This window comes from Pseudonocardia ailaonensis (genome assembly GCF_039531635.1).
Classification (GTDB): Bacteria; Actinomycetota; Actinomycetes; order Mycobacteriales; family Pseudonocardiaceae; genus Pseudonocardia; species Pseudonocardia ailaonensis.
The window spans coordinates 179,181-202,982 of the sequence record NZ_BAAAQK010000012.1 but is presented as its reverse complement, the minus strand read 5'-3'; the positions used below and the strand labels follow the sequence as shown (position 1 = coordinate 202,982).

Genomic DNA, 23,802 nt, shown 5'->3' with positions numbered 1-23,802 from the left:
TCTCAGTGGCAGGGGAAGCCGAGGAAGTGCCGTGCGTCGTGCACGAACTCGTGGACCACCATCGAGTTGCCGAACACCGAGGTCGCGCCCTCGTCGATCCCGATGAAGTAGTAGACCAGCAGCCCCAGCACGAGGGCGCCGATCAGCCAGGGCATCGTCTGGGAGACGGGGATCGCCACGGGGCGGGCGACCGATCCCACCGACGGGTTCGCGGACATCGTTCCTCCGGGTTCAGTACAGCGACAGTAAAGGCTTGACAAAGCCTCATGCCTGTGCATATGACCAGACGACGGTAGGCCGCCGCCACGACGGAGTCAACGACCGCTCATATGCGAGAGTGTTCACGCATCAGGCCCGCCAGCGGTGGGGAACGGCCTCCCGGCGGCGCCTGGAAATGCTTCTCACCTGCAGGAACACGGCAACAGGGATGTTGTGGGGACAGTGTCCGAACTCTTCCCAGTACGCGTGGGGCGCCCTACCTTCCTGACCATGAGCACCCACACCCACGAGCACGCCCACGGCGACACCGCGCACACCCACGAGCACGGGGCACACGACCACCAGCACGTGGAGCACACCCACACCCACACGCACGCGGACGAGACCCACGAGCACACCCACGCGCACGACGCCGACGTCGAGCAGGCGCACGAGCACGCGCACTAGGAGGCGACTCCCAGTCCGGGTCGCCGACACCGGGATCCCGGCGTCGGCAGGCCCGGACCGTCCGATCGAGGGGGCCCGGACCCCGACCGAGGACGAAAGTCGGGGAACGTGCATTTCCCTGCCAACCGGACGAAAACCGGACTCCCCCACTTCTACCGGACACCGTGCGCGCCACCGGCATTGGGCCGGGAAGGTGAGCCGCGCCGCCCCACCTGCCGAGAGTCGGTTATTGCGTCTAACTTGCGAGAGCGATGTTCCGGCAGCGTTCTCGGAGGGCGACCATGCACATTCCCGACGGATACCTGAGCCCGCAGACCTGTGCGGTCGGGTTCGTCGTGGCCGCCCCGATGCTCGCCACCGCGGCCGTGCGCGTGAAGCGGCGGGTGAAGACCCGCAACGTGCCCACCCTCGCCGTGCTCGCCGCCGTCAGCTTCCTGATCATGATGTTCAACGTGCCGATCCCGGACGGGACGACGGCGCATGCGGTCGGGGCGGCGCTGATCGCGATCCTGTTGGGGCCCTGGGCGGCGACGATCGCCGTGACCGTCGCGCTGGCCTTCCAGGCGCTGCTGTTCGGCGACGGCGGGGTGCTCGCGTTCGGCGTCAACGTCGTCAACATGGCGATCGTGATGCCGTGGGTGGCCTACGGCGCGTACAAGCTCGTCAGCAGGGGCGCGACGCTGACCGCACCGCGCCGGATCGTCGCCGCGTTCCTCGCCGGCTATGCGGGTATCAACGCCTCCGCACTCTGTGCCGCAGCGGAACTGGGCATCCAGCCCGACCTGTTCCACGACGCCGCGGGGGCACCGCTCTACTCGCCCTACCACCTGGCGCAGACGGTCCCGGCGATGATGCTCGCGCACCTCACGGTCGCGGGGCTCGCGGAGGGCATCCTCTCCGCCGCGGTGCTGGCCTACCTGCAGCGCGCCAACCTGCCGTTGTTGCGCGCCAACCACCCCGGTGTCCCCGTCGACGCCGCGGCCGCGACCGCCGAGCAGAAGCGCCGCCGCCGGCTCCGCCCCGGTGTCGTCGCCGTGGCGGTCATGGCGGTCCTGGTGGTGCTGACGCCGCTCGGCCTGCTCGCTCCCGGCGGCGCCTTCGGCGAGGACTCCCCCGCCGACCTGCAGAGCTCCCTCGGACTCTCCGCGGTCCCGACCGGGCTCGCCCGGTACTCGGACCTCTGGCAGAGCGCGCTGTTCCCGGACTACCTCTCCGGCAGCCCCTGGACGTACGTCGTGTCGGCGGTCGTCGGGATCGTCGTGGTCGGGCTGGTCGTCCACGGGGCCGGGCTGCTCCTGGTGAGGCTGCTGAACCGGCGGGCCACCGAGCCCCGCGAACGCGTGGAGGCCTCCCGGTGACCGCGCCCGGGCGGACGGTCGAGGTCCCGGCCTGGCTGGTGGAGCAGAACCTCGCCCTGTGCCCCTGCGGGTGCATCGGCAAGCGCCGGAAGGGCGGCTTCCTGGCCAAGACCGTCCGCGGCGGATCGGCGATCCTGCAGCAGGTCCTGTTCGGCGAGGACGTCGCCGGCGCCTCCGGCCTGCTGCAGCGGATCGACCCCCGGGCGAAGATCGTCGGGCTCGTCCTCCTGCTGGTCACCGCCGGGCTCGCCCACTCGATGGTCACGCTCGCGGTCATGTACGCGCTCACGCTGGGGCTGGCCGCGGCGTCCGCGCTGCCGGTCGGGTTCTTCGTGAAGCGGGTCTGGCTCTTCGTCCCGATCTTCACCGGGATCGTCGTGCTGCCCGCGACCCTGTCCGTCGTCACCCCCGGGGACGTCGTCCTGACCCTGTGGCACTGGAACGGGACCGCGCAGGGCCTCACCGCGCAGGGCCTGACCGCGGCGGCCCGGGTGGTCTGCCGGGTCGCCGTGTCGATCTCGCTGGTGGTGCTGCTGACCCTGACCACGCCGTGGGTGCGGCTCCTCGCCGCCCTGCGCGGCCTCGGCGTGCCGAAGATCTTCATCCTGATCATCGGCATGGCCTACCGGTACCTCTTCCTACTGCTCGGCGTGGTGACCGACATGTTCCAGGCACGCCAGGCGCGCACCCCCGGGGTGCCGAAGCACGACCGCGAGGCCCGGGCCTTCGTCGGCGCCGGGGTCGGCGCGCTGCTCGGCAAGTCCGCGCAGCTGTCCGAGGAGGTCCACCACGCCATGGTCGCCCGCGGCTTCCGGGGCGACGCCACGACGCTGGAACGCCACCGGTTCCGCGCCGCCGACCTCGCGTTCGCCGCGGCGATCGTGGTCGCCGCCGCCCTGCTGATCTGGGGAGACCACGTCCTTGTCCCACGCTGAACGGCCCCACGCGGAACCCCTCCTGGTCTGTCGGGACCTGCGCTACTCCTACCTCGAGCGGTACCCGGCACTCGACGGCGTCTCGCTCACCGTCCACCGTGGAGAACGGCTGGCCCTGTTGGGCGCCAACGGGTGCGGGAAGTCCACCCTGCTCAAGGTGCTCGACGGGCTCGTCTTTCCCGACTCCGGCAGCTACACGGCGTTCGGCGAGCCGGTCACCGAGGACACCCTCGAGGACGAGCAGATGTCCGAGGGCTTCCGCTCCCGGGTCGGCTTCGTGTTCCAGAACTCCGACGCCCAGGTCTTCTCCCCCAGCGTCCGCGAGGAGGTGGCGTTCGGCCCGCTGCAGCTCGGGCTCTCGCGCGCCGAGACCGCGGGGCGGGTCGACGACGTGCTGGCGATGCTCGGCATCACCGAGCTGGCGGACCGCGCCCCGTTCCAGCTCTCCGGCGGGCAGAAGAAGAAGGTCGCCATCGCCACCGTCCTGGTGATGAGCCCCGAGGTGCTGCTCTTCGACGAGCCCACGGCCGCGCTCGACCCGCGCACGCAGTTCTGGCTGGTCGAGCTCGTCGAGCGGCTCGGCGAGGCCGGCAAGACCGTCGTCCACGCCACCCACGACCTGGACCTGCTGCACCGCATCGCCGATCGCTGCGTGGTGTTCTCCGAGGAGCACCGGATCGTCGCCGAGGGCACGCCGGGCGAGATCCTGGCCGACCGGGATCTCCTCGTCGCCGTGAACCTCGTCCACCCGGCGGCCGGGTCCGTGCGGTGAGGGCCGGCCGCGCGGGATCGAGGACCTGCGCCGGACCTGCGGGAAGGTGCCCGAGCGGTTCGGCATCGACCGGGAAGGTGCCCGAGCGGTTCGGCATCGACCGCGCGGTGATCAGCCGGTGGGGCGAGAGGTGACCGCAGCGGTGCGGCTGCTCCGGCGCGGTCGGCAGGCGAAGACCGCGATCGCGCCGATCAGGGTGAAGGCGGTGGCGACGAGGACCGCGGTGTCGAAGCCCTGGAGGAGGCCGGTGGGCCCGGCTGGCAGGCCGGGCCTGGTGGCGATCACGGCGACCACGGTGGTGCCGATGGCGGAGCCGACGTAGCGGGCCGTGTTGTTGGCGCCGCTGCCCATCGCGGCGCGGCCGGGCGGCGCGCTCGCGACCGCCTCGCGGCCCAGTGCCGAGTTCACGACCCCGCTGGTGACGCCCGCGACGAGCAGGCCCGGGACGTAGCGCCACAGGGACGACCCGGGCGTCGCACCCAGGAGCAGCAGTTGGCCGACGGCGACCACCACCAGACCCGCGGACAGCTGGAGGCGCCCGCTCCACGACGTCGGGAGCCGTCGCGCCAGCAGCGAGGTGACCACACCCGTCCCCGACCAGGCCAGCAGCACCACCGCACCCAGGACCGGTGGGGCGCCGAGCCCCCGGGACATCACGGTGAGCAGGAACGACGACGTGGCGATGATCCCGGCGCCGGTCGCGAACGCCCCGATCGTCGCGGCGAGGAAGGGCGGGGAGCGGAACAGCCCCGGATCGATCATCGGGGCGGGCCGGCGGCGCTCGACCGCGAACCAGATCCCGAGCAACGCCAGGCCACCGAGCACGAGCACGATCACCGGCGGGCGCGTCGGGCCGGTGCGGGCCTCGACCAGCCCGGTGAGCAGCGCCCCGATCGCGGCCGCGAACAGGACGACCCCCGGCACGTCGACCGGGCGGGGATGCTCCGCGCGCGACTCGGCGAGCAGGAACCGGGAGGCGAACGCGAGCGCGACGGCGAGCACCGCCTCGACCCAGAACGACGCCGCCCAGCCCCCGAGGGAGGTCGCACCGGTGGCCAGCAGCGGGCCGACGGCGATGCCGGCGCCCAGCGAGGCACCCCACATCCCGCTCGCCCGCCGCGCCTCGGGGCTGCCGGCCGGGAAGGTGTGGCCGATCAGCCCGAGACCGGCCGCGATCAGCGCCGCGCCGCCGACCCCGGCGAGGATCCGGCCCGCGACCAGCACCGCCGTGGTCGGAGCCAGCGCGCACAGGACGGACGCCACGGCGAGCACCGCGCTGCCGAGGACGAGGGCGCGGCGCCGGCCGAGCTCGTCGGCCACCGCACCGCTCGCGAGCAGGGCGATCCCCAGCCCGATGCTCATCGAGCTCAGGATCCACGCCTGCCCCTCCGGCCCCGACCCGAGCGCGGAGGCCGTCGCGGGCAGGATCGCCAGCGGGCTGGTGAACACGATGAGGGACAGGAACGTCGCCGCGGAGGCGACACCGACCGTCGCCCGGGCCGAACCTTCGAGTGCCACGACTGCCCTTTCCGAAACCGTTTCGCGTGTCCCGACCCTGCCCCCTGCCCGCGTCAGCGCAAGTGGAAGGCGCCGTTCACCTCACCGAAGGGATCGGCGTCGGCGAGCGAATCGAAGGTGCCCTTCTCCAGCACCTCGACCGCGGCGCGGCGGGCGAGCGAGTATGCGGCCTGCGCGATCGCCTGACCGACCGACACCCGGCGCACGCCGGCCACCCGGAGATCCTCGACGCTCGGGGCACCGGGCCCGGCCATGGCGTTGACCGGGAGGTCGACGCGGGCGGTCAGCGCGGACAGCGTGGCGAGGTCGAGGAGGCCGGGCACGAAGAGCGAGTCCGCGCCGGCTCGCGCGTAGGCACCGGCCCGGGCCACGACGTCGTCGAACCGGCCGGTCTCGGGGCCGATGCCGAACAGGAACACGTCCGTCCTGGCGTTGATCACGAGCTCCGGAAGACCTGCCGCGGCGGCGGCCTCCCGGGCCGCGCCGATCCGGGCCACCTGCTCCTCCACCTCGAACAACGGGCCGCCCGGCGCCCGGGAGTCCTCGAGGTTGATCCCGACCGCGCCGGCCCCGACCACGGCCGCGACGGTCGTCGCCACGGCGTCCGTGCCGGGTCCGTAGCCGCCCTCGACGTCGGCCGAGACCGGGAGGTCCACGGCGGCGACGATCCGCGCCACCGCGGCGACCATCTCGTCCCGGGTGAGGTTCTGCCCGTCCGGGCGGCCCAGCGCCCAGGACACCCCGGCGCTCGTGGTGGCGATCGCCCGCGCCCCGCCCGCGGCGATCAGGGCCGCGCTCGCGGCGTCCCAGGCGTTGGGGAGGACGAGCACGCCGTCCGTCTGCAGGGAGCGCAGCGCCGTGGCCTTCGCGCGCTGTCCGTCGGTGCTCATCGTCGGATCCTCCCGGTTGAGTTGCTGATCGCTACCCATCTAACGGCGACCCCGGCGGGGCGTCAAGCGATTCCCGGAAGAATTGCTGGCTTGGCATTTCCGCGCCACCTCCGCACCTTTCCCGATCACCCGAACTTGGCTTTTCCACGTCAGCAGGTGCGGGAACGGGGAATGCATTTCCGGCGTACTCTCGACCACATGTCCCACCAGCAGTCGCTGTTCTCCCCGACCGTCACGGAGCCGATCGACCACGAGCGCACCGGCGGCCTCGACGTCGCCGTCGACACCACGTTCGGCACGGCCGAGCGTGTCGACCTCGACGAGACCTCGTGGATCACACACGTGCCCGGCTGGCTGACCGGGGACGACGAGCTGATGCGGCTGCTGATGACGAATGCCCCGTGGGAGCAGCGCTCGCGGTGGATGTACAACCGCAGGGTGCAGGAGCCGCGCCTGACCGCGGAGTACCCGGTGGTGGCGCAGGCGCCCCATCCCGTGCTCCACCACCTCACCGGCGAGCTGAGCCGCCAGTTCGGCGTGCCCTACTCGCGGCTCTGGATGAACTGGTACCGCGACCAGGACGACGGCACGAGCTGGCACGCCGACCGCCCCGTCGACAGGCTCGACACCGCTGTGATCCCCGTGCTCAGCCTCGGCGCCACCCGCCGGTTCCTGATCAAGCCGAACGGCGGCGGCCGGTCCACGGTGATCGTGACCCGCGGTGGCGATCTCGTGGTGATGGGCGGACGCTGCCAGAAGGACTACAAGCACTCGGTGCCGAAACAACGCACCCCCGCCGGCCCGCGGCTGAGCCTCAATTTCAGCCCCGAGACCGCGCCTCAGATCGCATAGCGGTAGGCGATGTGGTCGGCCGGGACCACGGCATCGTCCTCGTCGACGAAATCGACGCGGACCGCCTTGTTCGCGCCCAGGGTGCGGCCGACCTCGGTGAGCCCGGACCCGCCGGGGCGGTGCACGTCCCCCCACTGCTGCAGCGCCGCCAGGACCAGCCGCATCTCCCCGCCGGCCCCGGTGAGCTCGTACCGGAAGCGGGCCCGCTGCCCCGGCTCCTTGTACGACTCCTTGGTGAGGAGGCCCTCGTCGACCAGCTTCGTGAGGCGCTGGGCCAGGACATCCGTCGCGATGCCCAGCAGGTCCTGGAACTCGGTGAACCGCGAGACGCCGTTGAGCGCGGCCTCGCAGAGAATGCGCAGGGTCCACTTGTCCCCCACGACGGAGATAACCCGGCCGATGGTGCAGACGCGCTCGTCCGCACCGCCGGCCCGCGGGCTCATCTCCTCCGCCACCGCACCCGGTCCGTCCACCACGAGGTCCGCCCCAGTCATGGCACGGACGGTACAACCCGGGTACGACAGAAACCGCACCTCGACGACAGGCGGGAACCTCGCATGATCACCACGCCGTTCGCGCGACTGCACCAGGGCGCGACCCCGTTGCTGCTCCCCAACGCCTGGGACGTCCCCTCCGCGCTCGCGTTCGCCCGCGCCGGGTACCCGGCGATCGGCACCACGAGCTTCGGTGTCGCCGCGAGCGCCGGGCGGCCGGACGGCGGCCGGGCCAGCAGGGACGCCACCCTCGCCCTGGCGGAGGCCCTCCGCGGCGTCCCGGTCCTGCTGAGCGCCGACATCGAGGACGGCTTCGCCGACGAGCCCGCGGCCGTCGCCGGGTACGTCGCGGTCCTGGCCCGAGCGGGCGTCGCCGGCGTCAACGTGGAGGACAGCACGGCGGAGCGACTGGTCGACCCCGCGCGTCACGTCGCGAAGATCGTCGCGATCAAGGAGCGTTGCCCGGAGGTCTTCGTCAACGCGCGGGTGGACACCTACTGGCTCGGCCAGGACGCCAGCCCCGAGGACACGCTGGCCCGCGCCGACGCCTACGCGCGGGCCGGCGCCGACGGCGTGTTCCTGCCCGGCCTCACCGATCCCGAGGTCCTCCGCGCGCTCACGCGACGGCTCCCCGTGCCCGTCAACACCCTCGTCGTCCCCGATCTGTCCCTGGCCCGGCTCGCCGACCTGGGCGTCCGGCGCGTCAGCACGGGATCGCTGCCCTACCGGGCGGCGCTGAACGCCGCCCTCGAGGTGGCCGCCGCGGTCCGGGAGGGCCGCACCCCGCCACCGGGGATCCCCTATCCGGAGCTGCAGGCCGCCCTCGTCGAGCACGACGCGAGTGCCTGAGCTCCCGGAGGTCGAGTCCGCGCGGGTCGTCCTCGAGCGGTCGGCGCTGGGGCGCCGGATCGAGGACGTCGACGACTCGGACACCTACGTCTGCCGCCCGCACCCACCCGGCGAGCTGCGCGCCGTCCTGGTCGGGAGCACGCTGCGCACGGCGCACCGCAGGGGGAAGTCGTTGTGGTGCACCACGTCCGAGGGCTCCGTACTCGGCATCCACCTCGGCATGTCCGGCAAGGTCGTGGTCGCCTCGGCGGACGGGACCGAGGTCGACGGCGGCGACCACTGGGAGTTCGGCCGCGCCCCCGGCGACTACCGGCACTCGCGGTTCTCCCTCGCCTTCGCCGACGGTGGCGCGCTCCACCTCGTCGACCCGCGCCGGCTGGGCCGAGTACGCCTCGATCCACCGGTCGACACCCTGGGCCCCGATGCCGCCGGCATCGACCTCCCCCGGTTCCTCCACGCGCTCGGACACGGCCGGGCGCCGGTGAAGGCCCGGCTCCTCGACCAGCACGCCCTCGCCGGGATCGGGAACCTGCTGGCCGACGACCTCCTCTGGCGCGCCGGCCTGAACCCCGCCCGCCCCGTCGACTCCCTCACCGGTCCGGAACGGGTCGCGCTCCACCGGTCGCTCACGGCGACGGTCGACGACGCCCTGCGCGGGGGCGGTGTGCACACGCTGCCCCTGGTCGCGCACCGCAGGCGGGACGGCCGGTGCCCGACGGACGGAGCTGCGCTGGTCAGATCCACGGTCGGCGGGCGCACGACCTACTGGTGCCCGCGGCACCAGCCGCGCCTGCCCCCACCGCCGGCTGGTCAGGCGCGCGCCGGGCAGGCCGCTGACGGGCGCGGGCTCCCGGTCGCCCCACCGTGAGGTACGGCCCGGTCCGACGGGTTGGCGCTGCTCCGGGCGGGTGGATCCGGGGCGCTCCGGTAGCGCTCCCCGGGGCCCGGGCGAGCCTCCGGGCGATCGCATCGTCGCGTCCGTGGAGGTAGCCATGCCCGTGTTCGCCGCCCGGTTCCGGTACGACGCGTCGACCTGGAGCAGCCTCGTCGATTCCCCCTCGAACCGGACCCCCGCCGTCGCCCGCAGCCTGGCCGACGCAGGCGCCGAGCTGCAGGACCTGTGGTTCGCCGCCGACGACCTCTCCGGACTCGCCGTCTTCGAGGCGCCCGACGCGGAGACGGCGACCACGGCGATGCAGCTCATCGAGTCGTCCGGCGCCTTCTCGGAGGTGCGGACCGTCCGGCTGTTCTCGGGGGCGGAGCTCCCGGAGCTGCTGGTGGGCGCCCGGCAGGCGCGCCCCGGCGACACTCCCTAGCCGGACCCTCCCGTCACGGGGTGGGCAGCCAGTTGCCGTGCTGCCCGAGCGGGACCCGGACCGGCATCCGGACGGTGGCGACGGGGCCCGCGGCGGGGTCGGCGGCCGGGATCACCACCAGGCTCGACTCCCCGGTGCTCGGCCGCGTGGCCAGGCTCAGCCACCAGCCCCGGTCCGGGGCGGACGAGTACGGGTCCGGCGCGAACGCCGGCTCGCCCAGGGCGAGGTCGGTGGCCTCCCAGCGGGCGACGTTCCCGGTGCGGGTGTCGTACCAGGCGAGCGCGTCCCCCCAGCCGGGGTGCGACCGCGGCCGCCCCGTCCGCAGGACCGCCGCCGCGACCGGGTGCGGGCGGCCGATCAGCCGGTCGTCGACCCGGGGGAAGTCCACCGCGACGTCGGCCAGCACCTCGCGGCGCATGCTGCCCGCGGCGGGATCGATGGTCGCCCTCGCCAGGCGCGGGGTGACCGTCGCACCCGGCGCCGGCGGGGAGGGCCGCTCCCACTCCGCATAGTCCAGGACCACGATGTCCGACCCGTCGACCGGGTCCTTCGCGTCGTGGGCGTTCGCGGTGTGCCACAACCAGAACGCCTCGTCCTCGCACCAGCGGACCGGGCCGCCGTCGCGCGGGACGAGGGCGATCCGGGTGCCCGCCTCCTGCTTCCACTCCAGCAGCGAGCCGCCCTTGGTCGCCTCGGCGACGTCGAAGAACAACGGGGCGAGGACGAGCACCACGTACCGATCGGTGATCGCCATGTCGTGGATCATCGACGGCCGCTCGACCCCCTCGACCGGCCGCGGCGGCGTGCCGACACCGTCCGGGCCGATCACCGTCCAGGTGAGGAACGGGGGCGCGACGTTGTCGCAGAAGGCGACCATCTCGCCGGTCCGCGGGTCGATCTTCGGGTGCGCGCAGATCCCCGCCGGCAGGGTGTCGCCGAAGGTGTCCTGACCGAGGGTCTGCAGCTGCGGGCCGATGCGGTAGGGCCGGTCGCACTCCGCCAGGGCGAGCAGCCGCCCGCCGTGGCGGACCACGTTGACGTCCGGGACCCGGCGCAGGGTGCCCGCCAGGACCGGGCCGACCTCGTCGGGGCCCGGGCGCCACAGCGTCGAGAGACCCGGCCGGATCACGTGCCCGGCGCGCTCCTCCACCTCCACCAGCGGGGTCCGGACGAATCGGTTGGTGTAGCGGGCGCGGCCGTCGGCGATCACCACGCGGTGCAGCATGCCGACGCCGTCGAGCGGGTGGAGGTGGCTCCCGACCGGGGCGAACCGGGGATTGGGACCGTTGCGGACGTAGGCGCCGTCGAGCGCGTCGGGCAGCTCGCCGTCGACATGGAGGTCCGTGACGTCGACCTCGGCGGTGACCGGGCTGTAGGGGCCGCTCAGGAAGGGGCCGGGCTCGACCGGAGCCGGGCGCGCCGGGGCGGTCATCGGGTCGCCGGCGCGGACTCGGTCTCGCCGACGACTCGGCGGGTGTAGCGGACCGTGAGCAGGATCAGGGCCCCGGGGACCAGCCAGTTCAGGATCAGGTCGGCGGGGCGGGCGGCCAGGTAGCCGCCGTACTCGGTGGTGGTCGAGGCGATCACCCCTGAGATCAGGTGTCCGACGCCCATGGCCGCGACGGCGCCGGCCCAGGCCGCGCTGATCCGGCGGTTGACGGCGTGGAACTGCGGCGAGTCCCAGTACTGCCGCGGCACCGACTCCCGGGCGTACTGCTCGGTGAACGGCGTGGCGGCGAGCGACAGGGCGATGACGACGGCCAGGACCAGGGCGGCGAGCCCCCGTCCGTAGTTCGCGAGGAACGCGTCGGAGGACGGGGCGACCACGGCCCAGGCACCGATCACCGCGAAGGTGGCGAGCCCCGTGACCTCGATGAGCTTGACCGACTCGCGCCGGGCGACGGTGCGGCCCACGAGGACCGCGGCCAGGACCAGCGCCAGCAGCGCGGCCATGCCGGCGGCGCCGGGACCGACGCGGGTGGCGATCAGGGAGAAGGCGATCCAGGGGAGGAAGCCGAGGAGGATCTGCTTGGTGGACATGACTCGACACTGGGCCCGTCCCGAGGAGGAAACATCCGCCATCTCACCCGACTCCCGCGAACCGACGCGGAGGCGGCGCCGGCGCGGGTCGTCGACTTCCTCCTGCGCCGGAAGGGAGGCGGCCCGCTTGGCGGAGAGCGCCGAACCGAGCCGGAAGACGCAGGTCAGGAGCGGATGCGAGGCGCGGCAACTCGCGCAATACGGTTGCTACCGGGTCGATCCGCGCCGGTCACGATCCGCGCCTTTCGTTGTGGGCACGCCCGGGCGGCACGCCGGGTGCCACCGCTTCGCACGGAAGGACCGCGCATGTTCCACCTCGGATGGTTCCTCGGCCAGGGTTTCGGCATCCAGCCCGGCCGCGGCGTGTTCGACGGCAACGCCTGGCGCGACTGGATGAAGCCACAGCGCTACGTCGAGATGACCGCGGCCCTGGAACGCGGCGGCTACGACTTCGTGTTCATCGAGGACACGGCCATGATCGAGGACACCTACGGCGGCTCCGCCGAGTTCACCCTCGCCCACGGCGAGATGGCCCCGAAGAACGACCCGTTGCCGCTCGTCCCGCTGATGGCCCAGGGAAGCAGGCACATCGGGATCATCAACACGATGTCGACGATCCAGTACGCGCCGTACACCGCGGCCCGACTGATGACCACACTGGACCACCTGACCGACGGTCGTGCCGGGATCAACGTCGTCACCTCGGTGACGCACCGGGTCGCCCAGAACTTCGGTTTCGACGAGCACCTCCCCCACGACAAGCGCTACGGCATGGCCGCCGAGTGGATGGACGTCGTGACCAAGCTCTGGGACTCCTGGGAGCCCGGCGCGGTGGTCGGCGACACCGAGACCCCGCGGTACGCGGACCACACGAAGGTCCATACGATCGACCACGCCGGCGAGTACTTCAAGGTTCGCGGGCCGCTCAACACCATCCCCGGACCGCAGGGCCGCCCGGTCGTGGGCCAGGCGGGCAACTCCGTCCCCGGACGCGAGCTGGCGGCACAGTACGCGGACACCATGCTGGCCATGGGCCACAACGTGGAGCAGATGAAGGCCTTCCGCGAGGACATGCACGAGCGCCTGATCGCCCACGGCCGCAAGCCCGGCGACCTGAAGGTGATGTTCCTGGTCTCCCCCATGCTCGGCGAGTCCGACGCTCACGCGCAGGACCGCGAGGCCCGCCGCGCGGCCGCGATGCACGAGGCCGAGAACATCGAGATGGTGCTCTGGGGCCTGTCCTACATCAGCGGCGGCACAGTCGACTTCTCGAAGTTCGACCTCGATGCACGGATGCCCGACATCCTCGGCAACGGCGAGCAGAGCTCAATGCGCCAGTTCGTCGCGGGCAACGAGGACAAGACGCTCCGCGAGGTCGTCACGGGCGTCCGGCAGATCGGGGACCTGGGCCTCGTCGGCTCGCCGGACACCGTGGCGGGGAAGATGGGCGAGATCATGGAAGAGGTCGGCGGCGACGGGTTCCTGCTCTACCAGCCGCTCAACCTGAACCCCCACTCGATCGCCGAGTACGTCGACGGCCTGAGCCCCGCGCTGCGCAAGCGGGGCCTGATCCGGGACGGGTTCGACTCGGTCCCCTTTCGCGACAACCTGCTGGCCTTCTGATGGGGACGAGCCCTTTCCGGCTCGGCTGGTTCGGCAACCTCACCGCCCCCGAATGGCGCGACGGCTGGTCGACCGACGACGCGACCGGCTGGACGGACGGCCGGTTCTACGTCCAGATGGTGCAGGCGATGGAACGAGCCGGCTTCGACTTCATGATGCTCGAGGACTCGGTGATGGTCCCGGACATCTATGCCGGCACCGCCGAGCTGGAACTCAAGCACGCGATCTACGCGCCGAAGCTCGATCCGGTTCCGGTGGTCGCGATGCTGGCCTACGCCACCGCGCACATCGGGATCGTCAGCACGGCGAGCACCACCTTCTACCCGCCCTATCTGCTGGCCAGGGCGTTCTCGACGCTCGACCACGTGACCCGCGGCCGGGTCGGCTGGAACGTCGTGACCTCGAGCGAGGACCGGGCGGCGCAGAACTTCGGCATGGACACCATCGGAGCGCACGACCGCCGCTACGACGTCGCGGCGGAGTTCCTCGAGGTCGTCCGGAAGCTGTGGGACTCCTGGGCACCGGACGCGGTCACGGCCGACGCGGCGACCGGGTACTACGCCGACCACACCAAGGTCGCGCCGATCCACCACACCGGGGAGTTCTTCTCCGTGCGCGGGCCGCTGAACACCCCGCGCAGCCCCCAGGGCAGGCCGGTGATCTGCCAGGCGGGCTCCTCGCCCAAGGGCCGGGACTTCGCCGCCGCCCACGCCGACATGCTGCTGTGCATCCCCAACGGACTCGACGGCATGAAGGCCTACCGCGACGACATCCGGCGTCGGGCCGAGGGCGTCGGCCGCGACCCGGACGAGATCAAGGTGTTCTTCGTCGTGGAGCCGGTCATCGGCCGCACGGACGACCACGCGCGCGAGAAGTTCGAGGAGTACCTCTCCCACGGCCAACGCAACTACGAGTTCCAGATGTGCAACTTCGCAGCGACGATGGAGATCGACTTCTCCGTGCTCGACCCGGACCTGCCGATCCCCGACGACGTCACCACCAACGGCCACCAGGGCCAGTTCGCCATCTGGAAGGAGACCTTCGGCGGACGGCCCATCCGCGAGGCGGCGGCGCAGATGCGGATCGGCAGCATCGAGCTGGTCGGCAGTCCATCGACCGTCGCCGACCTCATGGAGGAGGCCATGGCGCGGGTCGGCGGGGACGGGTTCATGTTCCTCTCCCAGCCGCCGAGCCGCTCCTATCTGGCCGACATCACGGAGGGGCTCTGCCCCGAACTGGCCCGCCGCGGGCTGATCCGCAGCGGCTTCCGCCACGCCACCTTCCGCGAGAATCTGCGATCTTTCTGAGTCCCGTCGGCCGGGGACGCGCATTGTCCCGCACCCTTCGCGGACGGTGAGAATCCGGCCCCGGAGCGTGTCCGACGCCACTACACGACCCGACCACGTTCGGCGGATTCCTCGGATCCCGGACCATCACTGCAGCTCAGTGGCACTGGACCCGGCCGCCGGGCGGCGAAATCGAGCTGCTACGGGCTCGACCCCACGACGACACCGCGCGGCTGTTTCCTTTTCACCAGAACGCGGAGACGAAAGGACGGACGATGGCTGCAACGCCATTCCGACTCGGCTGGTTCGGCAATCTGACGACGCCCGAATGGCGCACCGGGTGGTCGAACGACGCCCTCAGCTGGACCGACGCGCGCTACTACGTCGACATGGTCCGGGACATGGAGCGGGCCGGTTTCGACTTCATGATGCTCGAGGACTCGCTGATGGTCTCCGACGTCTACGCGGGCACGGCCGAGCTCGAGCTGAAGATGGCGATGTACGCGCCCAAGCTCGATCCCGTGCCCGTCATCTCCATGCTCGCCTACGCCACCGAGCACATCGGCATCGTCGGCACCGCGTCGACCACGTTCTACCCGCCGTACCTGCTAGCCAGGACGTTCTCCACGCTCGACCACGTCACCCGCGGGCGGGTCGGCTGGAACATCGTGACCTCCAGCGAGGACCGCGCCGCGCAGAACTTCGGCATGGAGAAGCTTCCGGAACACGACCTGCGCTACGAGATCGCCGAGGAGTTCGTCGACGTGGTCACGGCGCTCTGGGAGTCGTGGGAGCCGGACGCGATCGTCGCCGACCCGGTGAGCGGCTACTACGCCGACCACACCAAGGTCGCGCCGATCCACCACGAGGGCAAGCACTTCAAGGTCCGCGGGCCGCTCAACACGCCGCGCAGCCCGCAGGGGCGCCCGGTCATCTGCCAGGCCGGCGCCTCGCCCCGCGGACGCGACTTCGCCGCGAAGAACGCCGACATGCTGCTGTGCATCCCCAACGGACTGGACGGCATGAAGGAGTACCGCGACGACATCCGCGCGCGGGCGGAGGGCTTCGGCCGCGATCCGGACGAGATCAAGGTGTTCTTCGTCGTGGCCCCGATCATCGGCCGCACAACGGACGAGGCGCTGGCCAAGCAGGCGGCGTTCCGGGCGGACCGGCAGCGGAACTTCGAGGCCCAGATGGTGCATTTCGCGGCGATCATGGAGATCGACTTCTCGGTGCTCGACCCCGATCAGCCGATCCCCGACACCGTGACGACCAACGGCCACCAGGGCACGTTCGAGGGCTGGAAGCAGGTGTTCGGCGGCCGCACGATCAAGGAGGCGGCCAGCGACATGCGGGTGGCCAGCATGGAGCTCGTCGGGACCCCGGACCACATCGCGGACCAGATGGACAAGGCGATGGAGTACGTCGGCGGCGACGGGTTCATGTTCCTCGCCCAGCCCACCAGCCGGCAGTACATCCGGGAGATCACCGAGGGGCTCTGCCCCGCGCTGCGCCGGCGCGGCCTCATCCGCACCGGGTTCGCCCACGAGCACTTCCGCGACAACCTCAGGAGCTTCTGATGTTCCGACTCGGTTGGTTCCTCGGCAACGGGTTCGGCATGCAGCCCTGGTACGGGGACTGGGCCGGCCGCTCGATGACGCACTGGACGCAGCCCGACCTCTATGTCGACCTGACGACGTCACTGGAGCGTGCCGGGTTCGACCTGCTGTTCATCGAGGACACCTCGATGGTCGAGGACACCTACGGCGGCTCCGCGGAGACCACTCTGAAGTACGGGCTGATGGCGCCGAAGAACGACCCGGTGCCGCTCGTGCCCTTGCTCGCGGCGGCCACCGAGCACATCGGCATCGCGGTGACCATGTCGACGATCCAGTACCCGCCGTATCTCGCCGCCCGGTCGATGGTCACCCTCGACCACCTGACCAAGGGCCGGGCCGGGGTCAACGTCGTCACCTCGGTGACCCACCGGGTCGCGCAGAACTTCGGCTTCGACAAACACTTCGACCACGCCGAGCGGTACGCGATGGCCGAGGAGTGGATGGACGTCGTCAGCGCGCTGTGGGAGTCCTGGGAGCCCGACGCGCTGGTCCATGACCAGGTGGAACCCCGGTACGCGGACCACACGAAGGTCCATCCGATCGACTTCACGGGGAAGTACTTCCGCTGTCGCGGTCCGCTCAACACGATCCCCGGCCCCCAGCGGCGGCCGGTCGTGGCGCAGGCGGGCAACTCGACCCCGGGCCGGGAGCTGGCCGCCCGCAACGCGGACACGATGCTCGCGCTGGCGAAGTCGCCGGCGGAGATGAAGGCGCTGCGCGAGGACATGGACGAGCGTCTGTTGCGGCACGGTCGCGCGCCCTCGGACCTGAAGATCCTCTTCATGGCGGTGCCCTTCCTGGGCGACACGGACCGGGACGCGCAGGAGCGTTTCGACCGCCACCACGCCGCCAAGCGCGACCCGGACCGGATCGAGCAGCGGCTCTGGTACCTGTCCTACGTCAGCGGCGGGGTGGTCGACTACAAGCGCTACGACCTCGACGGCCCGGTACCGCAGGAGGTCGGCAACGGCGAGACGACCACCGCGAAGGCGTGGCTGGAGAACTCCCGCGACCTCACCCTGCGGGATCTCGCGGAGGGCCCGGGCAACTACGGCATGGAGTTCGTCGGCTCGGCCGAGACGATGGCCGGCGAGATGGCGGAGGTCATGGAGGAGGCGGGCGGCGACGGCTTCCTGCTCTTCCCGGACGTCACCCGCCGTTCGATCATGGAGGTCTGCGACGGCCTCGCCCCCGCCCTGCGCCGCCGCGGTGCGATCCGGGACGGATACGCGCACAAGACCTTCCGCGAGAACCTGCTCTCCTTCTGACCCGCCCGGTGGGGGCGACGACGCCGCCCGCCTCCCCCACGCACCGAGGAGCCGACCATGACGAGCGTCGTGGACACCGCACCGACCGATTCCGCCACCGCCGACCCGGACACCGCGCCCGCCCTGCTCGACGTCGCGGACCTGAGCATGGTCTACCCGACCCCCGATGGCCCGTTCACCGCCGTCGACCGCTTCGCCCTGACCCTGGCGCCGGGTGACAAGGTGGCCGTGGTCGGCGAGTCCGGATCGGGGAAGACCAACGCCTGCATGGCGATCGCCGGCTTCCTCGACCCCGAGGCACAGGTCCGCGCGGGACGGATGGCCTTCCGCGGGCAGGACCTGCTCGCCCGCCGCGCCCGGTCGGTGCCGCAGCGGATCACCGGCGTCGGCGTGGTCTTCCAGGACGCGATGACCTCGCTCGATCCGGTGTGGACGGTCGGGCAGCAGCTCGCCGCGGTGATCCGCAACAACGAGCGGCTGGGCCGCCGGGAGGTCCGGGCGCGCGCGGTCGACTGGCTGCGGCGCGTCGGCCTGCCGGACACCGACCGGGTGCTCGCGGCGCGCCCGTACGAGCTCTCGGGCGGCATGCGGCAACGGGTCATGATCGCGATCGCGCTCAGCGCCCGCCCGCAGCTGCTGATCGCCGACGAGCCGACCAGCGCGCTCGACGCCACGCTGTCCCGTGAGCTCATGGAACTGATGGTCGGGCTCACCGGCGAGCTCGGCGCCGCTCTGCTGATGGTCAGCCACGACATCGCGCTCTGCCAGGCCTACACCGACCGGATGCTGGTGATGCACCGCGGCGAGGTGGTCGAGCAGGGCCCGTCCGCGACGCTCGCCGACCATGCCACCCACCCGTACACGCAGGGGCTCATCGCCTGCGTGCCGCGGCTGGAGAACGCCGACTGGGACCGGCTCCCGACCATGGCGACGACCGCAGGGAGCCGCTCGTGAGCCCGTCGGCGACCATCCAGTTCAGCGACGTCCGCCGCAGCTTCGGTGGACGCGGCGGCGCCGCCCACACCGCGGTCGACGGGGTGGACCTGCTGGTCGACTCCGGCCGCCGGATCGGCATCGTGGGCGAGTCCGGATCCGGCAAGTCCACCGTGGTGCGGATGATGGTCGGGCTCGACGCGCCGACCTCCGGCAGCGTCACCTTCGACGGCAACCCCGTCGCGACGATGCCGACCGCCGCGCTGCGGAACTTCCGGCGCCAGGTGCAGCTCGTCGCCCAGGACACCTCGTCGTCGTTCGACCCGCGGCGCACTCTGCGCGACGCCATCCGCAAGCCCTGCCACAACCTGCTCGGCCTGGACACCGCTTCGGCGGACGCCGCCATCGACGCGACCCTCGCGGCACTCTCCCTGGACCCGGCGCTCGCCTCCCGCAAGCCCCACCAGGTCTCCGGCGGCCAGCGGCAGCGCTTCTCGATCGCCCGCGCGCTGGTCGTCCGACCACGGATCATCGTGTGCGACGAGGCGGTGTCCGCCCTGGACGTGTCGGTGCAGGGCTCGGTGCTGAACCTGCTCAAGGAGCACTGCGAGGCCCACGACGCCGGGCTGGTGTTCGTGTCGCACGGGCTGCCGGCGACCGCGTTCATCGCCGACGAGCTGATCGTGATGTACCAGGGGAAGATCGTCGAGCACGGACCCACCGGACAGGTCCTGTTCGCGAGCCGGCACCCCTACACACGCAGCCTGGTCGACGCCTACCGAGTGACCGGCGAGCTGCCGGTGGAGGCGGCGTGAGCGCCCTCTGGAGCCGGAACGGCTGGTGGGTGCGCAGGCTGGCGATCCTGCCCGTGCACCTGCTGCTGTTCGCCGTGGTGGTGTTCTTCCTGGTCAAGCTCATCCCGGGGGACCCGGTCGCCGTGCTCTCCGGCGGCCAGCGGATGACCCCGGAGCAGTACGAGGCGGCGCGCGCGTCGCTCGGGCTCACCGGCACCGTGTTCGGCCAGCTCGGCGCCTTCCTCGTGAACACCGTGACGCTCGACCTCGGGAACTCCGTGCTGACCGGCACCAGCGTGCTGGCCGAGATGGGCAGCCGGCTGCCCGAGACCGTCGAGCTGGCGGTCATGGCGATGGTGGTGTCGTCGCTGGTGGCGGTGGGGCTGGGCTTCCTGGTGGTGCTGCGTCCCCGCAACCTCGTCTCACGGGCCGTGGCGAGCTACTCGCGGGCGGCGGGTGCGGTCCCGGACTTCTGCCTCGGTGTGGCCGGAATCTTCGTCTTCTACTCGGTGCTGCACTGGGCACCCGCGCCGATCGGCCGCTACGACACGCTGCTCAACCCGCCGCCGCGCACAACCGGCTTCCCCTTCCTCGACGCCCTGTTCTCCAGCGACACGGCCTTGATGGGCTCGATGTTGGCGCACCTGTGGCTGCCGGTCGGGGTCCTCGTCGTCGCCTACGCGCCGATGCTGGTCAAGCTGTTCATCCGCTCGCTGGACCAGGCGAAGAACGCGCAGGCCACGAAGTTCCGGATCGCCTCCGGGGCCTCCCGGCGGATGGTCATGGTGAGTATTGCGCGCCGAGCGCTGCCGGCGACCGTCGCCATGTTCGGGACGATCTTCGGCTTCATGGTCGGCGGCGCGGTCGTTGTGGAACAGCTGTTCGCGATCCCGGGCATGGGCGAGTACGCGGTGCAGGCCGTGACCCGCTCGGACTTCGTGTCGCTGCGGGGGTTCCTCCTGATCGTCGGGGCGCTGTCGCTGCTGGTGTTCTTCCTCGTCGACGTCGTCACCATGCTGCTCGACCCGCGCCGCCGGCCCGGCGTCGCGGTGGCCGGAGGCTGATCATGACCCTGACCGTGGACATTCCCTCCGCACCGCCGTCACGGCCCCGCCGGACCCGGCGACCCGGCGTCGCGTCGGTCACGCTCGTCCCCGCCGCGATCGTGCTGTTGCTGGCCGTGATCGGGCCGCTGGTGGTGCCCTACAGCCCGGTCGACGTCGTGGACCGGCCGGACCTGCTGCCCGGCGCGGCGCACTGGTTCGGCACGGACTCGGCGGGGATGGACGTCTTCTCCCGCACGCTCGCGGCCACGCGCAACAACCTGCTGATCGGGCTGATCACCACGGTCGCCGCCACCGCCGTCGGGATCCTGGTGGGCCTGCTCGTCGGGATGAACGAGTCCCGGCGGGGGCCGCTCGGCTTCGTCGCCCGCGGCGTCTCCCGTGCTCTCGACCTCGTCCAGGCCCTGCCCGCCATCGTGATCGGCCTCGTGCTGATCGCCTTCTTCGGCGCCACGATCCCGTCGCTCACCCTGGCGCTGTCGGTGATCCTCTTCCCGAACCAGGCCCGGCTCGTGCGGACCGAGGTGCTGCGGGTGCGCGGCGAAGCCTATCTCGACGCCGCCCGGATCTCGGGTGACTCCGAGACCACGCTGATCCGCAAGCACGTGCTGCCGAACTCCTCGTGGCCCGCGCTGGAGAACGCCTCGCTCGTGTTCGGTTCGGCGATCGTGCTCACCGCCGGACTCGGCTTCCTCGGGGTCGGGCTGCACCCGCCGACCCCCGAGTGGGGCTCCATGATCGCGATCGGCGCACCGGGTGCCGCCTCCGGCCGCTGGTGGTCGGCGCTGTTCCCGGCAGTCGCGCTGGCGCTCACCGTGTTCGCCGTCTCCGGGGTCGGGCGCCGCCTGTTCGGCGACGACTGACCCCGCACGGCTCCCCGCCCCGCCACCCGTCGTCCCGTCACCCCCGCACGTCAGCCCGAGAAGGAGACACGTCCATGTCCGCAGCCCGTTCCCCCGACGGATCGTCACCCCGGTGGGGCGCCGCCGGTCGCCGCTCCCGGTTCGCGGTCGTGGCCGCCGCCGTGCTGGCCCTCACCGTCGCCTGCTCGACCTCGGCCAACAGCGGGGGCACGGGCGGCGGAGGCGGCTCCACGATGACCATCGTCACCCCGGACACCAGCATCGTCTGGGCGATCGACAACGGCTTCGGCGGCTACGAACAGGGCAAGAACGTGCAGGCGACGATGCTGCGCAAGCCCTTCGTCGACTCGAAGCAGGGCCGCGGCGTGCAGCAGCAGGACGTCTACAGCTACACGCCATACCTGGCCAAGGGCTACGACGTCAGCGCGGACGGACTGACCTACACGTTCCACCTCTCCGACGCGAAGAGCCAGGCGGGTAACACGCTCACCGCGGACGACGTCCTGTGGAGCTTCGAGCGCAAGTTCAACACCGCGACCTCGGTCATTCCCGGCGTCATGGCGCCCTCGCTGACAGACCCGAAGTCCCAGATCAGGAAGATCGACGACAAGACCGTCACCTTCACGCTGCCGAACGCCGGGCTGGGCACCACGTTCCTCGCCCTGATGTCCGACCTGTGTGGACAGATCTACGACAGCACGCTGCTCAAGCAGCATGTGTCGGCGGACGACCCGTACGCGGTGAAGTGGTCCTCGCAGAACCCGAACTTCGGCTTCGGCCCGTACTCGGTCACGGCGTACCAGCCGGGCGTGTCGGTGACCATGACCGGGCGCGACGACTTCGTACTGGGCGCGCCGAAGATCAAGACCATCAACGTCCGGATCGTGGCGGACCCAGGGACACGGGCCAACGCGGTGAAGAACGGTGACGCGCAGCTGGCCGAGTCCGTGACTCCGGCGGACTCCTCGTCCCTGGCCCAGGACAGCAAGGTCATCGCGCCGCAGGTGGACAACCCGAACACCTACATCATGATGCCGCTGGTCACGAACAAGGCGCCCTTCGACAACGTGGCAGTGCGCCAGGCGATGGCGTACGCGACGCCCTACTCGCAGATCGTGGACAACGTCTACCGTGGACTCGCAAAGCGCACCGGGCCCGGCTTCCTGCTCAACGACGCTCCGGGCTACAGCAGTGCCGGGTTCCCGAACTACACCTATGACCCCGACAAGGCGAAGGCGCTGCTGGCGCAGGCCGGCTTCCCGAACGGTGTGTCGTTCACGCTCGCGGTGAGCGCGGCGGACCCGGACACCCGGGAGGCGGCGATCCAGATCCAGACCGCCGCGAAGGCCGCGGGATTCACGGTCACGATCGACGAGCAGCCCGCGGCCGAGTTCGCCCAGCAGCGGGTGAACCACACCTCGGAGGCCTTCATCCTGCGCGACTACGCGATCACGCTGACCCCGCCGTACGAGCTGCTGGTCTACACCGCCCCGAAGTCGTCGAACAACTTCGCGGACTGGGAGTACAAGCCCTTCTACGACGCGCTCGCCGCCGGCAACGCCCTGCCGGACGCGCTGTCCCCGCAGGCCGGGGCCGCCTGGAACGCCGCCGAGAAGATCTACCTGGACCAGTCGCCGATCGTCTTCATCGCCCAGGTGCAGCCGAACGTCCTGGTCTCCAGCACGATCGGCGGCTACGCCTGGACCTCCGACAACTGGATCGACTACTTCAACCTGAGCCGCACCGACACCTGACCGAGGGCGGTCCCGCACCGGGACCGCCCTCCTCAGGAGTGGAACGAGACGATGTCGGCCCGGTAGTGGGCATAGGCGAACTCGTGGACGACGCCGTCGGAGTCCGACAGCACCTGGTCACGAACCAGCAGGCTCGCGCCGGGGCTGACGCCGAGCAGCGCCGCGGTCTCCTCGTCGGCGCCGACGGCGTCGATCCAGGTCTGCATCCCGCCGAAGGGCCGGCCGTAGATCATCTCGAACGTGGTGGCGATGTCGTCGACGGCGGGCTTGTGCACGAACATGTCTCGGTTCGGGTCGATCTGGAAGGCGACGAGCGTCCCGATCCGCGTCGACCCGCTGCTGATCACGTACTCGATCATCCGGAGCTGCGAACGGTCCGTGGGCATCCGGCTGCGGATCAGCCCGTGGGCGGGGAAGGTGTTGTCCCCCACGAGTCGGTACTCCAAGGGACCGGATGTCCGGGCGTCCATGACGTCCTGCATCGGGATCTGGACGGGCTTGCCCTGGACCAGGGTCCCGATCCGGCGACGGCGGGTGACCAGGCCCTCGTCGGCCAGGAGCTGCAGGGCGAAACGTACGGACTGCCGGGTGGTCTGCAGCTGCTGGACGAGATCGTCCTCCGGCAGGGAGTCGCCCTCGTGCAGGAGACCCGACTTGATCGACGACCGGATCAGCTGGTGAACCAGCCGCGCAGACCGGTGCCGCGGCCCCGGGGCACCGCCGACCGAGCGCGGATGTCGCGAGTGTATCGGGATCTCCATCTCCACCCCTCCGCTCCGGCGTCGAGCCGGGGCGGAGGACGATCGGCCCCGAACACGGTTCTGCTCGCCGCAGCGCTGGGGACGCTCACGAGGATAGACACGTCCGGGTGGTCACGAGTGTTTCGTGGTCGTAAAGGGCGGGGCTCC

At 71.4% G+C, this 23,802-nt stretch carries 23 protein-coding genes and 1 pseudogene; 17 read left to right on the top strand and 7 right to left on the bottom strand.

Annotated elements, in window-relative coordinates; genetic code table 11:
• Window positions 1–2 precede the first annotated feature (2 nt).
• A complete protein-coding gene (locus ABD324_RS19480; protein ID WP_344418819.1) occupies window positions 3–218 on the bottom strand; it encodes a CbtB domain-containing protein in 216 nt (71 codons plus the stop codon).
• 271 nt (window positions 219–489) lie between these two features.
• Between ABD324_RS19480 and ABD324_RS19475 the strand changes: the two genes are divergently transcribed.
• From ABD324_RS19475 to ABD324_RS19460, 4 genes and pseudogenes are all read left to right on the top strand, one after another.
• Complete coding sequence (locus tag ABD324_RS19475) at window positions 490–666, top strand: zinc transporter Slc39a7 (RefSeq protein WP_344418816.1); 177 nt, start codon at window positions 490–492, stop codon at window positions 664–666.
• Window positions 667–947: 281 nt separating this feature from the next.
• Complete coding sequence (gene cbiM, locus ABD324_RS19470; RefSeq protein ID WP_344418813.1) at window positions 948–2,024, top strand: cobalt transporter CbiM; 1,077 nt, start codon at window positions 948–950, stop codon at window positions 2,022–2,024.
• Complete coding sequence (cbiQ, locus tag ABD324_RS19465) at window positions 2,021–2,959, top strand: cobalt ECF transporter T component CbiQ (RefSeq protein ID WP_344418810.1); 939 nt, start codon at window positions 2,021–2,023, stop codon at window positions 2,957–2,959. Before cbiM ends, cbiQ begins: the two co-directional genes overlap by 4 nt.
• Before the next feature lie 82 nt (window positions 2,960–3,041).
• Window positions 3,042–3,731: pseudogene (locus ABD324_RS19460) on the top strand (energy-coupling factor ABC transporter ATP-binding protein); the annotation flags it as partial.
• A gap of 111 nt (window positions 3,732–3,842) precedes the next feature.
• Here ABD324_RS19460 and ABD324_RS19455 read toward each other — a convergent pair.
• Both ABD324_RS19455 and ABD324_RS19450 read right to left on the bottom strand, forming a co-directional pair.
• Window positions 3,843–5,249: an MFS transporter gene (locus ABD324_RS19455; RefSeq protein WP_344418805.1), complete on the bottom strand. Its 1,407-nt coding sequence runs from the start codon at window positions 5,247–5,249 to the stop codon at window positions 3,843–3,845.
• Window positions 5,250–5,302: 53 nt separating this feature from the next.
• Window positions 5,303–6,139: an isocitrate lyase/PEP mutase family protein gene (locus ABD324_RS19450; RefSeq protein WP_344418802.1), complete on the bottom strand. Its 837-nt coding sequence runs from the start codon at window positions 6,137–6,139 to the stop codon at window positions 5,303–5,305.
• Between the two features lie 198 nt (window positions 6,140–6,337).
• Here ABD324_RS19450 and ABD324_RS19445 point away from each other — a divergent pair, with 198 nt between their 5' ends.
• Window positions 6,338–6,991 carry an alpha-ketoglutarate-dependent dioxygenase AlkB gene (locus ABD324_RS19445; protein ID WP_344418799.1) on the top strand — a complete coding sequence of 218 codons (654 nt, stop codon included), beginning with the start codon at window positions 6,338–6,340 and terminating at the stop codon, window positions 6,989–6,991.
• On the opposite strand, the gene ABD324_RS19440 is transcribed toward ABD324_RS19445, so the two are convergent.
• The gene (locus ABD324_RS19440; RefSeq protein WP_344418797.1) at window positions 6,979–7,485 is read right to left on the bottom strand and encodes a winged helix-turn-helix transcriptional regulator; all 507 of its coding nucleotides are present in this window, start codon (window positions 7,483–7,485) and stop codon (window positions 6,979–6,981) included. The genes ABD324_RS19445 and ABD324_RS19440 overlap by 13 nt on opposite strands.
• Window positions 7,486–7,548: 63 nt before the next feature.
• Between ABD324_RS19440 and ABD324_RS19435 the strand changes: the two genes are divergently transcribed.
• The 3 genes from ABD324_RS19435 (at window position 7,549) to ABD324_RS19425 (ending at window position 9,650) form a co-directional block, all read left to right on the top strand.
• Entirely contained in the window at window positions 7,549–8,334 is a 786-nt protein-coding gene (locus ABD324_RS19435) for an isocitrate lyase/PEP mutase family protein (RefSeq protein WP_344418795.1), read from the top strand.
• Window positions 8,327–9,202 (top strand): Fpg/Nei family DNA glycosylase, encoded by an 876-nt coding sequence (locus ABD324_RS19430; protein WP_344418793.1) that lies wholly within the window; start codon window positions 8,327–8,329, stop codon window positions 9,200–9,202. The genes ABD324_RS19435 and ABD324_RS19430 overlap by 8 nt, the downstream gene beginning before the upstream one ends.
• A gap of 124 nt (window positions 9,203–9,326) precedes the next feature.
• Window positions 9,327–9,650, top strand: coding sequence for a GYD domain-containing protein (locus tag ABD324_RS19425; RefSeq protein WP_344418791.1), 324 nt, complete (start codon window positions 9,327–9,329; stop codon window positions 9,648–9,650).
• Between the two features lie 13 nt (window positions 9,651–9,663).
• On the opposite strand, the gene ABD324_RS19420 is transcribed toward ABD324_RS19425, so the two are convergent.
• On the bottom strand, window positions 9,664–11,082 hold the full coding sequence (locus ABD324_RS19420; protein ID WP_344418788.1) for a carotenoid oxygenase family protein: 1,419 nt from the start codon (window positions 11,080–11,082) through the stop codon (window positions 9,664–9,666).
• The gene (locus ABD324_RS19415; RefSeq protein ID WP_344418785.1) at window positions 11,079–11,690 is read right to left on the bottom strand and encodes a hypothetical protein; all 612 of its coding nucleotides are present in this window, start codon (window positions 11,688–11,690) and stop codon (window positions 11,079–11,081) included. The genes ABD324_RS19420 and ABD324_RS19415 overlap by 4 nt, the downstream gene beginning before the upstream one ends.
• 306 nt (window positions 11,691–11,996) lie before the next feature.
• On the opposite strand from ABD324_RS19415, the gene ABD324_RS19410 reads away from it, so the two are divergent.
• The 9 genes from ABD324_RS19410 to ABD324_RS19370 all read left to right on the top strand — a co-directional run bounded on the left by ABD324_RS19410 (window position 11,997) and on the right by ABD324_RS19370 (window position 22,894).
• The gene (locus ABD324_RS19410; protein WP_344418782.1) at window positions 11,997–13,313 is read left to right on the top strand and encodes an NtaA/DmoA family FMN-dependent monooxygenase; all 1,317 of its coding nucleotides are present in this window, start codon (window positions 11,997–11,999) and stop codon (window positions 13,311–13,313) included.
• Complete coding sequence (locus tag ABD324_RS19405; protein ID WP_344418779.1) at window positions 13,313–14,620, top strand: NtaA/DmoA family FMN-dependent monooxygenase; 1,308 nt, start codon at window positions 13,313–13,315, stop codon at window positions 14,618–14,620. Before ABD324_RS19410 ends, ABD324_RS19405 begins: the two co-directional genes overlap by 1 nt.
• Before the next feature lie 254 nt (window positions 14,621–14,874).
• A complete protein-coding gene (locus tag ABD324_RS19400) occupies window positions 14,875–16,179 on the top strand; it encodes an NtaA/DmoA family FMN-dependent monooxygenase (RefSeq protein ID WP_344418772.1) in 1,305 nt (434 codons plus the stop codon).
• Complete coding sequence (locus tag ABD324_RS19395) at window positions 16,179–17,486, top strand: NtaA/DmoA family FMN-dependent monooxygenase (protein ID WP_344418769.1); 1,308 nt, start codon at window positions 16,179–16,181, stop codon at window positions 17,484–17,486. Before ABD324_RS19400 ends, ABD324_RS19395 begins: the two co-directional genes overlap by 1 nt.
• A gap of 57 nt (window positions 17,487–17,543) precedes the next feature.
• Window positions 17,544–18,440: an ABC transporter ATP-binding protein gene (locus ABD324_RS19390; protein ID WP_344418767.1), complete on the top strand. Its 897-nt coding sequence runs from the start codon at window positions 17,544–17,546 to the stop codon at window positions 18,438–18,440.
• Window positions 18,437–19,234 carry an ABC transporter ATP-binding protein gene (locus ABD324_RS19385; protein ID WP_344418764.1) on the top strand — a complete coding sequence of 266 codons (798 nt, stop codon included), beginning with the start codon at window positions 18,437–18,439 and terminating at the stop codon, window positions 19,232–19,234. The genes ABD324_RS19390 and ABD324_RS19385 overlap by 4 nt, the downstream gene beginning before the upstream one ends.
• The gene (locus ABD324_RS19380) at window positions 19,231–20,277 is read left to right on the top strand and encodes an ABC transporter permease (RefSeq protein ID WP_344418761.1); all 1,047 of its coding nucleotides are present in this window, start codon (window positions 19,231–19,233) and stop codon (window positions 20,275–20,277) included. Before ABD324_RS19385 ends, ABD324_RS19380 begins: the two co-directional genes overlap by 4 nt.
• A gap of 2 nt (window positions 20,278–20,279) precedes the next feature.
• Entirely contained in the window at window positions 20,280–21,140 is an 861-nt protein-coding gene (locus ABD324_RS19375; RefSeq protein WP_344418758.1) for an ABC transporter permease, read from the top strand.
• 74 nt (window positions 21,141–21,214) lie between these two features.
• On the top strand, window positions 21,215–22,894 hold the full coding sequence (locus tag ABD324_RS19370; RefSeq protein WP_344418755.1) for an ABC transporter substrate-binding protein: 1,680 nt from the start codon (window positions 21,215–21,217) through the stop codon (window positions 22,892–22,894).
• 32 nt (window positions 22,895–22,926) lie between these two features.
• On the opposite strand, the gene ABD324_RS19365 is transcribed toward ABD324_RS19370, so the two are convergent.
• Entirely contained in the window at window positions 22,927–23,655 is a 729-nt protein-coding gene (locus tag ABD324_RS19365) for a GntR family transcriptional regulator (RefSeq protein WP_344418752.1), read from the bottom strand.
• Window positions 23,656–23,802 lie beyond the last annotated feature (147 nt).